Below are 14,095 nucleotides of genomic sequence, written 5' to 3'. Positions count from 1 at the left end.
CTTTATCAGGTGTTCCGTTTTCCGTCGAATCGGCGGTTTCGGTGTTCCTGATCGGGGTAAAGGCCCGTTTGTGCTTCTTTCGGCTTTGCGTTTTCACCTGTCGGTTTGAACGCTGGGCTTTTGAAGCGACTCTCATCATCTTACATGTCTCGGGGAGTGCCCGAACCATTTCGGTGAAGAAGAGGAAGTGTCTGACTCGAAGATCCGATCACGCCCACGGAGAACCCGTGTTCGTTTCGATCGAGAAGATCTCGTCCCCCTCTCGGCCTTGGGCCGTTCGGAGGCGACTCGGAGAACATTACCCCTGCCCTCCCACCCGTGCAACCCGGAAACCCTGTGCCGTGGGTCACATCAGTTGAGGATCCGGCCGGTGCCCGTTCCCGGAGCCGCGTAGAGCCACTCCCCCTCCAGGTCGATCGCCGCGACGGTGGCCGGTGAGAACGCCGCCATGGCCTGCTCTCCGATGAACGACGCGGCCACCTGAGCGATGGTCGGGTTGTGTCCGACCACCAAGAGGGTGTTCACCACCGGGTCCACATAGGTGATGAGTTCCAGGAGGCTCTCCGGGCCGGCCAGGTAGGCGGCCTCGGTGTGGTCGACCTCCGGGGCCGAATCCATCGCACCCAGTACCCCGTCCAGGGTCTGTCGTGTCCGGGCGGCCGCGGAGCAGATGACGTGTTCCGGTGCGTACCCCTTCTCCTTGAGGAGACGCCCGACCCTCTCGGCCTGGTCTCGGCCCTTGTCGGTGAGGGCACGGTCGAAGTCGATCGCCCCGAACCCGTCCTCGGCCTTCGCGTGGCGCATCAGGAGGAGTGTGCGACTCATGGGGACACCACCGTGGCGACCACGGCGATGAACGCCATGAAGCCGAACATGGCCCCAAGAATGATGAACAGTCCCTTTGCCCCTGACACCTCGACACAACTCCTTCGTTCAGAGCACCGACATCCGTTCCACCAGGGTAGGTGCGTGAACGGAGCGGCCGCCCGGAGGTCCCGGACGGCCGCTCGGCGAAGGTGGGGAGACAAAAGGTGGGGAGGCAAGAGGTCTCCCCACCCGGGGTCGGTGGGGTCAGCCCTTGCCGGTGTCGGCGGCGCGGGCCTCCTCCTTCCGGTTCCCTTCGGTGTCCCCACCCTCGTCCGCGACGGCGTCGCCCACCACGGTCTTCTCGTCTCCGGTGACCTCGCCGTCTCCACCGGCTTCCGGGGCCCCCTTCGGGGTGGTCCGACCATCGACCTCGGCGAGGTCGTTCTCCGTCCCCGACCCCCTGTTCTTCGACCAGAGCACCGCACCGACGAGGATGCCGACCGCCACGACGGTCACTCCGACCCGGAGGACCACGTTGTCCGCGTACATCACCACGGTGGGTGCCACGATCAGCGCGACCAGGTTCATCACCTTGAGCAGCGGGTTGATGGCCGGGCCCGCGGTGTCCTTGAAGGGGTCGCCGACGGTGTCACCGATGATGGTGGCCTCGTGGGCGGCCGAGCCCTTGCCTCCGTGGTGTCCGTCCTCCACCAGCTTCTTGGCGTTGTCCCAGGCGCCACCGGCGTTGGACAGGAACACCGCCATGAGCACGCCCACGGCGATGGCGCCACCGAGGAAGGCACCGAGCGGCGCGTACCCGAAGGCGAAGCCGACGGCGATCGGTGCGAGGACCGCGAGGAGACCGGGGGTGACCAGTTCCCGCAGGGAGTCCTTGGTGCAGATGTCGACGACCCGCGCGTACTCGGGCGTCTCGCTGCCGTCCATGATCCCGGGACGGGTGCGGAACTGGTTGCGCACCTCCAGGACCACCCGCTGGGCGGCCCGGCCGACCGCCATGATGGCGAGGCCCGAAAAGAAGAACACGACGGCCGCGCCGATGATGACACCGACGAGGACGTCCGGGTTGTCCAGCGACAGGGAGAAGATCTCGCCCTCGCCGAGGCGTTCTTGGACCGAGGTGCGGAACGCTCCGAAGAGCGCGGTGGCGGCGAGGACGGCGGTGGCGATCGCGATGCCCTTGGTGATCGCCTTGGTGGTGTTGCCGACGGCGTCCAGGCCGGTGAGGACGTCGGCGCCCTTGCCCTCGACGTCCCCGGACATCTCGGCGATGCCCTGGGCGTTGTCGGCGACGGGACCGAAGGTGTCCATGGCGACGATGATGCCGACCGTGGTGAGGAGCCCGGTACCGGCGAGCGCGACGGCGAACAGGCTGAGGGTGATGGAGCCGCCACCGAGGAGGAACGCGGCGTAGACGGCGCCGGCGATGAGCAGGGCCGAGTAGACCGCGGACTCCAGGCCCACGGAGATGCCGGACAGGATGACGGTGGCCGCGCCGGTCTCGGAGCTCTGCCCGATGTCCTTGACGGGGCGTTTGTCGGTTTCGGTGAAGTAGCCGGTGAGGAGCTGGATGGCCGCGGCGAGTACCAGTCCGATGAGGACCGCGACGATGGCGATGAACCTCGGGTCGGGGTCGGTCCCCGCGGCGGCGATCTCCTCTAGGACTCCGTCGCTGACGCCCTTCAGCTGGTCGAAGCTGCTGGGCAGGTACCAGAGCGCGGTGCCGATGACGAGGACGGCGGAGATGCCCGCCGAGACGAAGAAGCCGCGGTTGATCGCGCTCATCGCCGTCTTGTCCTTGGCCCTGGGCGCGACGATGAAGATTCCGATGATGGCGGTGATGACACCGATCATGGGGACCAGCAAGGGGAAGACGAGCCCCTCGGTGCCGAAGGCGACACGGCCCAGGATGAGCGAGGCGACGAGGACCACCGCGTAGGACTCGAACAGGTCGGCGGCCATGCCGGCGCAGTCGCCCACGTTGTCACCGACGTTGTCGGCGATGGTGGCGGCGTTTCGGGGGTCGTCCTCGGGGATGCCCTGTTCCACCTTGCCCACGAGGTCGGCACCGACGTCGGCGGCCTTGGTGAAGATGCCACCGCCCACTCGCATGAACATCGCGAGGAGGGCCGCGCCGAAGCCGAAGCCCTCCAGGACGATGGGGGCGTTCTCCCGGTAGATGAGGACTACGATCGCGGCGCCGAGCAGGCCGAGGCCGACGGTGATCATGCCGGCGACACCGCCGGTGCGGAAGGCGATGCGCATGGCGGCGTGGCCGTCGCTCTCGCCGCCGCCACGGGCGGCGGCGGCCACACGGACGTTGCCGCGGACCGCGAGCCACATTCCGATGAAGCCGGTGGCCGCCGAGAGCAGGGCGCCGAGGGCGAAGAACAACGATCGGCCGATGGCGATGGCCCATGTGTCGGCGTGCAGGAGAAGTAGTAGTAGCGGGATGACGACGATGAAGACCGCGAGTGTGCGGAACTGTCGTTTCAAGTAGGCCGCGGCGCCTTCCTGAACGGCGACCGCGATATTGCGCATTCGTTCGGTGCCCTGCCCGGCGGCGAGTACCTCACGTACGAGCATCCCCGCTACGGCGAGCGCGAGGAGCGCGACCACCATGACGACGATGACGAGGGTGAGGTCCCTGCCTTCCAGGGCCAGGGCCATGCCACTATCCGCGGCGATGTTGAGCCCAGACAATCCGTCCTCCTTGAGACGGGCACATCCTTTTCGGCCCCGTCATCGAAGGTGTGCGGAACAGCCGCCTCTTGGGCTTCGGTGCCGCGCACCGCCGTATGCGTTCCGTCGTCCACAGGGGTATTGAACTGGGGCGACATCACGCGGGTCGGGGTCGAAGCGGTGCCACCTTTCTGTGTGGTGCACGCCGCCCGCGTCACGTACCGGCGAGCGGTGATCCGGGGATTGTACGCACGCGGAAGAATAATTAAGAGGGTCGGTTCACCATTTCCCCAATTGGGATTGAAGATGTGACCCCATGGTGATCTCGGGATTCGGATTAATGGCTTTGTTGGTCTTTTTTGCCTCAGATGACATCGCATAATGCGTTAGTGCCATGCAAATGACAAAGCACGTATACGGGCATGAATCAGAAATTACCCTCTGTAGTCACTGGAGGCACAGGAGGGCCAGAGGTCTCGATAACCCCTGTCATACCGCTCTGGTGGTGGGTTTCGGTCCGGACGGAATTAGGCCGTCCGCAGCCGCATTCCAGAGGGATCGATGCCGTCGCCAGAGGTGGCACGCCCACTGTCGAGATCGTCGGCCAGACCCCGCGCGAACACGGCGATCCCCGCCACGTCCACCCCGTGTGGAGCGTCCGGACCGAACTCCTCCACCCGGTCGGCGCCTCGTCGCAACAGGCGGGCCGCGCCCAACCGGTTACCGCGCTGGGCGTGGGTGACCCCGACCGCGGTCTGCGCCAGTCCTCGCCACAGCTCCCGCTCCGGCTCCGGGGACGACTTCCAGACCGCTTCGAGCACTTCGTGCGCGGTGAACGCGTAACCCTGGTCCAAGAGCCGTTGGGCCTCGCCCAGCCCCTCCTCCACGGTGAACTCCGCGTCGTCGGGCACACGCTCGACCTCGCCCCGACCGCCATGAGGCATAGGGCGCCCGTACCGGTCACGAGGCCGCTGGTTCTGTGCCCGCCCGACCTCGTTACGGTCGCGTTCGCCCTCGGCCCGTGTCGTCATGGGTGCCTCCCCGCCGCTCGCCATCGATCTCCCGCATCCACCCTACGAGAGCCTCCGCGACGTGACCCGGCCGCTCCTCCTGGGGGAAGTGTCCGGCGTCGGGCACCGACACCCAGCGGTAGGGGCCGGCGACGAGTCGCGCCGAGGATCGGGCGACCTCGGGCGGACAGACCGGGTCCAGGGAACCGTGCAGTTGGAGGACGGGGATCCGTACCGCGGCGCGCATTCGATGGGCGTACCGGAGGCCGTCCGCGCGCCACCGCGACCGGAAGATCCAGCGGTGGTACTCCAGCGAGCAGTGCGAGACCTTCGGGATCGAGAAGGCGAGACGGTAGCGTTCCTCGGCCTCGCGGTCGGGCCACCCCGGGGCCGACCAGGCGTCGAGGAGTTCGCCCACACGGACGCAACCGTCGGCGAGCAGCCGGTGTTCGGGAAGGATCGGCACCTGGAAGCGGAGCATGTGACCGGCGCCGGGCCCCGGAGAAAGGAAGGCACGGGCGGCGCGTCGAGGGTGGGGGGCCGACACCGCGGCCAGGGCGCGAACCGTACCCGGATGATAGGCGGTCATGGTCCAGCCGATCAGTCCGCCGACCCCGTGTCCGACCACGACGGCCTCGGCGGACCCGAGCGCGCGGACCAACCCCGCCATGTCCTGCGCCAGACCCACCAGGTCGTATCCCCGCGGGGTCTTGTCGCTGGCGCCATAGCCCCGGAGGTCGACGGCGACGGCCCGATATCCGGCCCCGGCCAGGGCGGTCATCTGGTCGCGCCACGTCCACCAGAACTGGGGGAAGCCGTGCAGGAGGAGGACGGGTGGACCTTCGCCGAGTTCGGCCACGTGGAACCGGGCTCCGGCCGCGCCGACCGTCCGGTGGGCCCAGGGGCCGTCCACATAGGCGACCGAATCGTCCAGCACCCGCGGGTCGCTAGTCGTTCGTGACGGCGGTGGCCCCGCCGGCGGTGGTCCTACTGGTGGCGGTGGCCTTGGTGACGGCCGTGGCCCCGCCGTGCCTGGGCGGACGGATCTCTCCACGAAGGATGCCCACGAGGCGGGAGGTGGTGATCGCCGTGCGGGCCAGGCCCTGGCGACGACGCAGGTTGATGACCGCGACCAGGGCGAAGATCAGGGCGATCAGCAGGTAGAAGCCGGTGACGGCGAGGAAGGAGGTCCAGTACTGCCAACCGAAGACCTCCGCCAGGAAGAATCCGGCGGTGATGGAGAAGAGGATCGCCACGAGGTGCAGGATGACACCGGCGGCACCGAACTCACCGATGCTCTTGCCGATCTTGACGGCGTCCGCCTTGGCCTCGAGCTTGGCGAGCCTGATTTCGAGCTTGACCAGATGCGAGAGGTTGTCGGTGGCGTCGGTGACCAGTTCACCGATGGAACGTTCGGGGTCGCCGGCAGCGCCAGGTCGGCCGGTACCCGGCTTGTCCACCATCGTGGGGGTTCCCTTCTCTCGGTCCGAACACGCGGATTATCCTCCGCATCCTCGCACATGCCATGCCACCGATGTCTCTCACGGCACGCAAAACGGCGGGCTTCGGTTTCGGTGGTGAGTGAGCGGTCGAAGGCGCCCCACCCCCGCGGGAGGGGATGGGGCGCCGTTGAACCGTCGGTGTCGCGACCCCTCAGCCGTCCGTCTTGGCCGAGGGCAACTGCTTGGCGATCACGTCCATGATCGACGAGTCGGTCAGGGTGGAGGTGTCACCGATGTCCCGGTTCTCCGCGATGTCGCGCAGCAGACGCCGCATGATCTTGCCGGATCGGGTCTTGGGCAGTTCCGGAACCGCGAGGAGGCGGGCGGGCTTGGCGATCGGGCCGAGCGAGCTGCCGACGTGGTCGCGCAACTCCTGGACCAGGTCCTCCGGGACCTCTTCCTGTCCACCCCGCAGGATGACGAAGCCGACGATCGCCTGACCGCTCACCTTGTCGGCGGCTCCGACGACCGCCGCTTCGGCGACCTTGGGGTGCGAGACCAGGGCCGACTCAACCTCGGTGGTGGAGATGTTGTGGCCGGAGACGAGCATGACGTCGTCCACGCGGCCGAGCAGCCACATGTCACCGTCCTCGTCCTTCTTGGCACCGTCACCGGGGAAGTAGAGACCCTCGAAGCGCGACCAGTAGGTGTCCTTGTAGCGCTGGTCGTCGCCCCAGATGCCGCGGAGCATGGCCGGCCAGGGTTCGCGGATGACGATGAAGCCGCCTTCGCCGTCGGGCACCGATCGCCCTTGTTCGTCGACGACGTCGGCCTCGATGCCCGGGATCGGACCCATCGCGGCGCCGGGCTTGCCCGAGGTGACACCGGGCAGCGGGCTGACCATGATGGCGCCGGTCTCGGTCTGCCACCAGGTGTCCACCACCGGGGCCCTGCCGCCGCCGATGTTCTCCCGGTACCAGATGTAGGCCTCGGGGTTGATCGGCTCACCGACCGAACCGATGACGCGCAGGCTCGACAGGTCGTACTTCGCGGGGATCTCGTCTCCCCACTTCATGAAGGTACGGATCGCGGTGGGCGCCATGTAGGCGATCGTGACCTTGTACTTCTCGATGATCTCCCAGAAACGGCCCTTGTGCGGGGTGTCCGGGGTGCCCTCGTACATGACCACGGTCGCGGCGTTGGAGAGCGGACCGTAGACGATGTAGGAGTGACCGGTGACCCAGCCGATGTCGGCGGCGCACCAGTAGACGTCGGTCTCCGGCTTGAGGTCGAAGACCGCCCAGTGCGTGTACGAGGACTGGGTGAGGTACCCGCCGGTGGTGTGCAGGATGCCCTTGGGCTTGGCCGTGGTCCCGCTGGTGTACATGATGTACAGCGGGTCCTCGGCGTCGTGCGCCTGGGGGGTGTGCTCGGTGCTCGCGGAGCCGACGGCGTCGTGCCACCACACGTCCCGGTCGGTCCATTCGACGTCCTGGCCGGTGCGGCGGACGACGAGGACGTTCTCGACGACGGGACGGTTCGCGACGGCCCCGTCCACGGCGGGCTTGAGGGCGCTGGGCTTGCCGCGCCGGTAGCCGCCGTCGGCGGTGATGACGAGCTTGGCCTGGCTGTCGTCGATGCGCTGGCCGAGGGCGTCGACGGAGAACCCGCCGAAGACGACCATGTGCACGGCGCCGATACGGGCGCAGGCGAGCATGGCGACGACCGTCTCCGGGATCATCGGCATGTAGATGGCGACCCGGTCGCCCTTCTTCACGCCGAGCGCGGTGATCGCGTTGGCCGCCTGGGACACCTGGTCCTTGAGGTCGGCGTAGGTGATGGTGCGGCTGTCACCGGGCTCGCCCTCCCACTGGATGGCGGCGCGATCACCGAGACCGGCGTCGACGTGGCGATCCACGCAGTTGACGGAGGCGTTGAGCTTGCCGCCGACGAACCACTTCGCGTAGGGCGGGTCCCAGTCCAGAACGGTGTCCCACTCCCGATCCCACTGGAGCCTGCGGGCCTGCTCCTCCCAGAAGCCGAGTCGGTCGGCGGCCGCGGCGTCGTAGGCGTCCGCCTTGACGTTGGCGTTCGCGGCGAGCTCCGCCGGCGGCGGGAAACTACGTGTTTCGTGGAGAAGGTTGGACAGTGTCTCCTGGCTCGAGGGAGTGCTGTCGGCCACTGTGATTCTCCTTACGTTGGCGGTGGGCACCCAATTAATCATGTGGCGTAGGGCGCGTGAACAGCCGGGTCTCGGTCCAGCGGCGGTGAGCGCCGGGCGAGCGCCGAACGGTCGACGAACGGTCGTCGCTCCGCGATGAACGGTCTTCCCAGAACCCGTCCGGGCATGTGGGCGGTCGGTGTTACCGCCGCGTAGTGTTGGTTGACGTGAGCGAATCGAGTTCTGCCTCCCTGTCCGACCCACTGTCCCGGATCGCCGAGCTGCCGGGGGTGAGCGACGCGGTCGACGAGACGCGAACCCTGGTCGACCGGCTGAGGGACCACCGGATCCTGCGTCGGCGCAGCAACGACGTGTCCCTGGAGTCCTCCTTGCGCGGCGCGTGCGCGTCGGCGGCCTTGGAGGGCGCCGAGGTCTCGATGGACGAGATCCGCGAGGGGCACGTCTACGACACCAGGATCAAGGGTGCGCTGCGCATCGGCGGTGAGCTGGGCGCGATGGTGGACACCTGGCCGAAGGCGCCCCGGCAGACCCTGGCGCGACTGCACACGTTGGCCGCCGCCGACGCGGTCTCCGAGGAGGCGCTGGGCCGCCCACGCCTGGATGGTGAACGGGCCGAGGATCCCCTGGACCTGGGTCCCGTGCCAAGTTCCTCGGTGGCCTCCGCGCGGCTGGAGGGCCTGTACCGACTGCTGGAGTCCCGCACGAAGGTGCCCGCCCTGATCACCTCGTCGCTGGTGCACGGAGAGCTGATGGCGGTCCGTCCGTTCGGATGGGGTGACGGACTGGTGGCGCGCGCCGCGGAGCGGTTGACCCTGATCGAGCGCGGCCTGGACCCGAAGTCGTTGGTCGCCTCCGAGCTGGGCCACCAGACGTTGAGGGACGAATACGCCCCCGCCCTGCGCGGATACATGGAGGGCACCCCGGAGGGTGTCGGCGGTTGGATCGTGTACTGCTGCCGCGCCGTGTTCGCCGGCGCCCAGGACTCCATGGCCACGTGCGAGGCGCTCAAGCGCGGCTGAAGTCGCACCGAACGCGCTTCGGTCCACTCCGTGTCGGACCTTGCGCGGGAAAGCCGCTAAGTTTCGCAATCGTCCATTAACCGACAAGTGGAACGGCCATTCGATATCGGTTCGGTCACGCTTGAACGTTGGACAATCTTTCAAGAATGCTACGGGCATCTGCACGTGCACGTCGAACGGCGCCTCGGGGCTTGACCCGGGGCGCCGTTTCCGACCTTGGAGCGACGGGTTGTCAAGCGTCGGCGATCTGTAGTCCGACCTGGTGGAACTCGATTCCATCAGACCTGGACAGGCCCTATGGGGCCCAGCGAGGCGTGGGCTCCCGTGACCGAGGTCGGGGTGGGACTCATGCCACCGTCCACTTTCTTTCTACGCCGTACACCCACGCGTCGAATAGACGGTTGACGGAAGGTTTTCCCCTGGATTCCCGAACCCATACGTGACACTCGTGATAGCGTCTGGCTCGGAAGTTGAGCGAAGGACCGAGATCCTCGGTGAAAACCGAGGCGGAACGTCCCTTTCGAGTGCCTGACGGCAATACGGACATGTCGATCGGACGGTCCCACCGACCGTTCTTCGCGCCAACACGCACCAGCGGACCATCTCCAAGGTCTCGGGAGTTCGATGACCACTCCCGCAGGCCCTTCCTAGGAGAGCGGAACAGCCGACCCGTCCCCCCAGGGCCGGACCAGGGCCGCCCCAGATCCCCCTCTGGGACGAGACCCACGGTTTCCGCTCCGCCTCGCCTGCCGGGCGGGACACACGACAGCCCCCGTACGTATGTCCCGCCCGTGGGTGAGGCCGATCGGCTCTCAGGTCGGGTCCCACGGAGTTATCCACAGATCCGCGCACCCCACTTCTCTCGCGCTCCGGTGTCGACCAAGGTCGAAAGGGCAGGTTCCCGCCCTCACCGGAGGTCCGATGGACGTTCCGCAGCGCCCCCTCATCGTCACCGCAGATCCCGCCCTCCTCGACGACCTGCTTCGGTTGGCCACCGCGGCCGCGACCGAGGTGGCCGTCGCCCCCGACCCCGAACACGCGTTGCGTTCCTGGCGCCGGGCGCCACTGGTCGTGGTCGGCGCGGACCTGCGAGGGACCCTGGGCGCGGCCGAGCCACCGCCACACCCTCGGTTGGTGGTCGCCTCCCGCTCACCCGACGCCCCGGATCCTCGGATCATGGCACCGGACCCGTCCGACGGGGAGCGCACCTCTCCCGGACCATCCGCCGGGGTCACCGCCGGTCCTGGACCTACGGTGACCGACCCACAGGGGTCCGGCCCGAAGGGGTCCGGCCCGAAGGGGCCCGGCCTCACGGGGCCCGGTCGACGAGGATCCGGACTCGACGACGGTTCACCCGTCTACCTGCTCCCCCGGGACGAGTCGCTTCTGGTCGAACTGTTCGCCGCGGTCGGTGAGCGTCGACCCGCGCCCACCGTGTCGGTCATCGGGGGACGTGGAGGAGCCGGGGCCAGCCTGCTCACCGTGGCCCTCGCCCTGGCCGGAGAACGCGCCGGACACTCCACCGCTCTCCTGGACGCCGACCCCCTGGGTTGTGGACCCGACATCTACCTGGGCTGCGACCACACCCCACAGAGTCCACGCACCGGTTGGAACGACCTGGTGAACCAGCGTTCCCGTACCCCCTGGCGGGCTCTACGCGATGGGCTTCCCCACGCGGGTCTGGTGGACGTCCTCACCTGGGCGCGGGGCACCGGTGGGCAGGGGACGTCGCTGCCCGTGGGCGCGGCCCGATCCGTGCTGGCCTCCGCCCGGCGAGGTTCCGATCTGGTGGTGATCGACCTGCCGCGATCCTTCGACGCCACCACCCGGGTGTTCCTCAACCACTCCGACCTCGTGCTGCTGGTCGTACCCGCCGACGTGTACGCGGTGGTGTCGGCCGCGCGCATGATCGAGACACTTCGACAGGAGACCGACCGTCTCCGGTTGGTGGTGCGCGGGTCACACGGCGGCCTGTCCACTTCGGTGGTCACCGGAAGTCTGGGGGTGGACCTGGACGCGGACCTGCCACCGGAACCCGGACTGTCCCGGGCCCTGACGGTGGGCGAGGTGCCCGCGCGGCACCCCCGGTCGCCGCTGGCCCGGTACGCGGACCGCGTGGTCGGAACGTTCTCCGGCCTGCGGGAGGCGGGATGAGGCGGATCGAACGGCTGTGGCACGGTTCCCCCGCCACCTCCGAGGGCGGTGGGCCGCCGGAACCGACATCGGTTCCACCACGCGGGATCGGATCGGGTCCGGAGCCCGTGGGGAACACCGTGGCGCCGGGGCCGATCTCCCCGGAGCAGCGCAAGGCCCTCCTGGAGCGGGTCCGCAACCGCTTCGTGGCCAGTGGGTCCTCGATCACCCCCGCCAACGTGGCGACCGCCCTGCGCGCCGAGGGGACCCTGCTGGGCGGTACCGACATGCTCGAACTCACCCGGGCGCTGAGCGCCGACCTGTACGGGGCGGGTCCGTTGGAGGAGCTGATGACCACCGGCGTCACCGACATCCTCGTCAACGGCCCCGACCAGGTGTGGGTCGACACCGGTGAGGGGCTACGACGGGTCGAGCACGTGCGGTTCGACTCGGCCGACGAGGTGCGTCGGCTCGCCCAACGGTTGGCGTTCCGCGCCGGCCGCCGGTTGGACGCGGCCTCCCCCTACGTGGACGCCCGGCTGCCAGGTGGGGCGCGGCTCCACGCCGTGTTGCCACCGATAGCGGCGGAGAGCGCCTGTGTCTCGCTGCGGATGCCACCGACCCGGGTCTTCGGCCTGCCCGCGCTGATCGAGTGCGGCACGCTGACCCCGTCCGGAGCCGAACTGCTCCGGGCACTGATCACCCGACGGATTCCGTTCCTGATCAGCGGCGGCACCGGAACGGGCAAGACCACCTTGTTGTCGTGCCTGTTGTCCCTGGTGCCACCGGACGAACGGATCGTGTTGGCCGAGGACTCCCCCGAACTGCGCCCCGACCACCCGCACGTGGTGCGGTTGCAGACGAGGCCGGCCAACATCGAGGGCAGCGGTGAGGTGTCCTTGGAGACCCTGGTCCGTCAGGGACTGCGAATGCGTCCGGACCGACTCGTGGTCGGCGAGGCCCGAGGGCCGGAGATCGTGTCCCTGCTGAGTGCCCTGAACACGGGCCACGAGGGCGGCGCCGGCACCCTCCACGCCAACGGGGCCGGTGAGGTGCCCGCACGGGTGGAGGCCATGGGCTGCGCCGCGGGGATGGACCGAGGCGCGGTGCACAGTCAGCTCGCGGCCACCGGGGTTCTCGTCCTGCATCTGGTCCGGGACCGACGAGGACGACGGCTGGCCGAGGTGCGGACCCTGCGTCGTGAGGGGTCCGGTCTGGTCCGGGCCGAACCGGCGGTGGAGTTCACCCCCGAGGGTCGCCGGATCGAACACGCGGGGACGGCGGAGCTGGTCGAGCGGTTGGGGCGGGGGTGGCGACGTTGACCCTGCTGGTGGTGTGCTCCCTGGCCGCGGCGCTGCTGTGGTCACCGCCCCGGACCGGTCGGTTCCGGCTGGCCACGGTCCTGCCCCGGTCCCGCTCTCGACGTTGGTCGCCACCCGCGTTCCGGTCGCCTCTGGCCGCCCACCGGATGGTGACCGAACGTCGGCGGGCCGTCATCACGCTCTGCCGGGTCATGGCCGCCGAACTCCGCGCCGGACAGCCACCCGAGCTCGCGCTTCGGGTGGCCGCGATCGAGGCCGGGCCACTCGTGGGAGAACCGGTCGACGCCGAGTCACTGCGTCGTACGGCCGGCGGTGAGGAGGGGTTGTGGGAGCTGGCGTATCTGGCGGCGTGCTGGGAGGTCGCCTCGGAGACCGGGGCCGGGCTGGCCGTCGTGGTGGACGACCTCGCGGCCAACCTGACCGAGCAGGAGGAGACGCGGGCCGAGGCGTCCGCCCGGACGGCCGGGCCGAGGACCACCGCGATGATGCTGAGCGGTCTTCCGCTGGTGGGGCTGGCGATGTCGGCGGGCCTGGGCGGGACCCCGTGGGAATTCCTGTTCACCACACCACTGGGCCTGATGTGCCTTGGTGGTGGCCTGTCACTGGACCTCATCGGTGCTTGGTGGACCCTGCGGTTGGTGCGGGGCGCCGTGGACCGCCCCTGAGCCGTGCGGGGACGTGGAACGACCGGGGTCGACGGTGCCCACGGCGATCGGAGAAGGGACGCAAGGGGTGGGGATGTTCTTCGAGGGGCTGACGGTGGCGTGCGTGGTGGCCGCTGTATGGGTGCTGTTCCGTCCACGGCCGGACGAGGAACGGGAGGATCCACCACGCCGGTGGGGACGGCCGGCAGGGCCCGTGGTCCGGTTCGTGGCCTCGGTGATCGCGGTGGCGGCCGTGACCGGGCTGTTGGGGCTGTTCGCCGGGGCCGTCGTACTCGGCGGAACGCTCTGGCTTTGGTGGCGAGGGACGCGAGCGCGGGTCGATCCCGGCAGGCTCCCGATCACCGCCGATCTGCCGGTTTTGATCGGTCTGATCGGTTCGGGCATCCGGGCCGGCGCGACCCTCCCCGTGTGTCTTGCCGCGGTGTCGGAGGCTGCCCGAGGTCCGGTGGGCGAGGAGTTGGCCGCCGTCTCCGAGCGGTTGCGGTTGGGCGCGGAACCGGCCTCGGCCTGGCGACGCTCGGCCCTGCCCGATCCCCTGGTGGCGGTGGGACGAGACCTGGCCCGGGCGGCCGACACGGGAGCCCCGGTCGCCGACCTGCTCGACCGCCACGTGTCCGACCTGCGCCGGTCGCTACGGGCCCGCGCCACGGCCCGCGTCGAGCGCTTGGGGGTGCTGGTGGTCGCGCCGCTGGGCTTGTGCTTCCTGCCGGCGTTCGTCCTGATCGGTCTGGTACCCATGGCCGCGGAACTGCTGGGTTCGGCTCTGACGCCCTGAGGATCCCGCGCCGGGAACGAAGAACGGGGCGTCGAGGACC

At 69.0% G+C, this 14,095-nt stretch carries 11 protein-coding genes; 5 read left to right on the top strand and 6 right to left on the bottom strand.

Features of this window, described 5'->3' with window-relative positions; translation table 11 throughout:
- Positions 1 to 351: 351 nt before the first annotated feature.
- The 6 genes from ACWGKS_RS27555 to acs form a co-directional block, all read right to left on the bottom strand.
- A complete protein-coding gene (locus ACWGKS_RS27555; protein WP_358511027.1) occupies positions 352 to 825 on the bottom strand; it encodes a SixA phosphatase family protein in 474 nt (157 codons plus the stop codon).
- 246 nt (positions 826 to 1,071) lie between these two features.
- Positions 1,072 to 3,495 (bottom strand): sodium-translocating pyrophosphatase, encoded by a 2,424-nt coding sequence (locus ACWGKS_RS27550; RefSeq protein WP_358511184.1) that lies wholly within the window; start codon positions 3,493 to 3,495, stop codon positions 1,072 to 1,074.
- Positions 3,496 to 4,034: 539 nt separating this feature from the next.
- Positions 4,035 to 4,538, bottom strand: a complete 504-nt coding sequence (locus ACWGKS_RS27545; protein ID WP_358511029.1) for a DUF309 domain-containing protein — start codon at positions 4,536 to 4,538, stop codon at positions 4,035 to 4,037.
- Positions 4,504 to 5,454: an alpha/beta fold hydrolase gene (locus tag ACWGKS_RS27540; protein ID WP_358511032.1), complete on the bottom strand. Its 951-nt coding sequence runs from the start codon at positions 5,452 to 5,454 to the stop codon at positions 4,504 to 4,506. The genes ACWGKS_RS27545 and ACWGKS_RS27540 overlap by 35 nt, the downstream gene beginning before the upstream one ends.
- Positions 5,455 to 5,464: 10 nt before the next feature.
- Positions 5,465 to 5,980, bottom strand: a complete 516-nt coding sequence (locus ACWGKS_RS27535; RefSeq protein ID WP_358511035.1) for a phage holin family protein — start codon at positions 5,978 to 5,980, stop codon at positions 5,465 to 5,467.
- Positions 5,981 to 6,170: 190 nt separating this feature from the next.
- Entirely contained in the window at positions 6,171 to 8,141 is a 1,971-nt protein-coding gene (gene acs / locus ACWGKS_RS27530) for an acetate--CoA ligase (RefSeq protein ID WP_358511038.1), read from the bottom strand.
- A gap of 206 nt (positions 8,142 to 8,347) precedes the next feature.
- Between acs and ACWGKS_RS27525 the strand changes: the two genes are divergently transcribed.
- The 5 genes from ACWGKS_RS27525 (at position 8,348) to ACWGKS_RS27505 (ending at position 14,055) form a co-directional block, all read left to right on the top strand.
- Positions 8,348 to 9,160, top strand: coding sequence for a Fic family protein (locus ACWGKS_RS27525; protein ID WP_358511041.1), 813 nt, complete (start codon positions 8,348 to 8,350; stop codon positions 9,158 to 9,160).
- A gap of 921 nt (positions 9,161 to 10,081) precedes the next feature.
- Entirely contained in the window at positions 10,082 to 11,314 is a 1,233-nt protein-coding gene (gene ssd / locus ACWGKS_RS27520; protein WP_358511044.1) for a septum site-determining protein Ssd, read from the top strand.
- Positions 11,311 to 12,615 (top strand): TadA family conjugal transfer-associated ATPase, encoded by a 1,305-nt coding sequence (locus ACWGKS_RS27515; RefSeq protein WP_358511047.1) that lies wholly within the window; start codon positions 11,311 to 11,313, stop codon positions 12,613 to 12,615. The genes ssd and ACWGKS_RS27515 overlap by 4 nt, the downstream gene beginning before the upstream one ends.
- Positions 12,603 to 13,280 (top strand): type II secretion system F family protein, encoded by a 678-nt coding sequence (locus tag ACWGKS_RS27510; protein WP_358511050.1) that lies wholly within the window; start codon positions 12,603 to 12,605, stop codon positions 13,278 to 13,280. The genes ACWGKS_RS27515 and ACWGKS_RS27510 overlap by 13 nt, the downstream gene beginning before the upstream one ends.
- Before the next feature lie 73 nt (positions 13,281 to 13,353).
- Positions 13,354 to 14,055, top strand: coding sequence for a type II secretion system F family protein (locus tag ACWGKS_RS27505; protein ID WP_452524614.1), 702 nt, complete (start codon positions 13,354 to 13,356; stop codon positions 14,053 to 14,055).
- The last annotated feature ends 40 nt before the right edge of the window (positions 14,056 to 14,095 follow it).

It is taken from the genome of Nocardiopsis sp. NPDC055879 (assembly GCF_053615935.1).
Note: the sequence above shows the minus strand (reverse complement) of the source record. Positions and strands in the feature narration are given on the sequence as shown.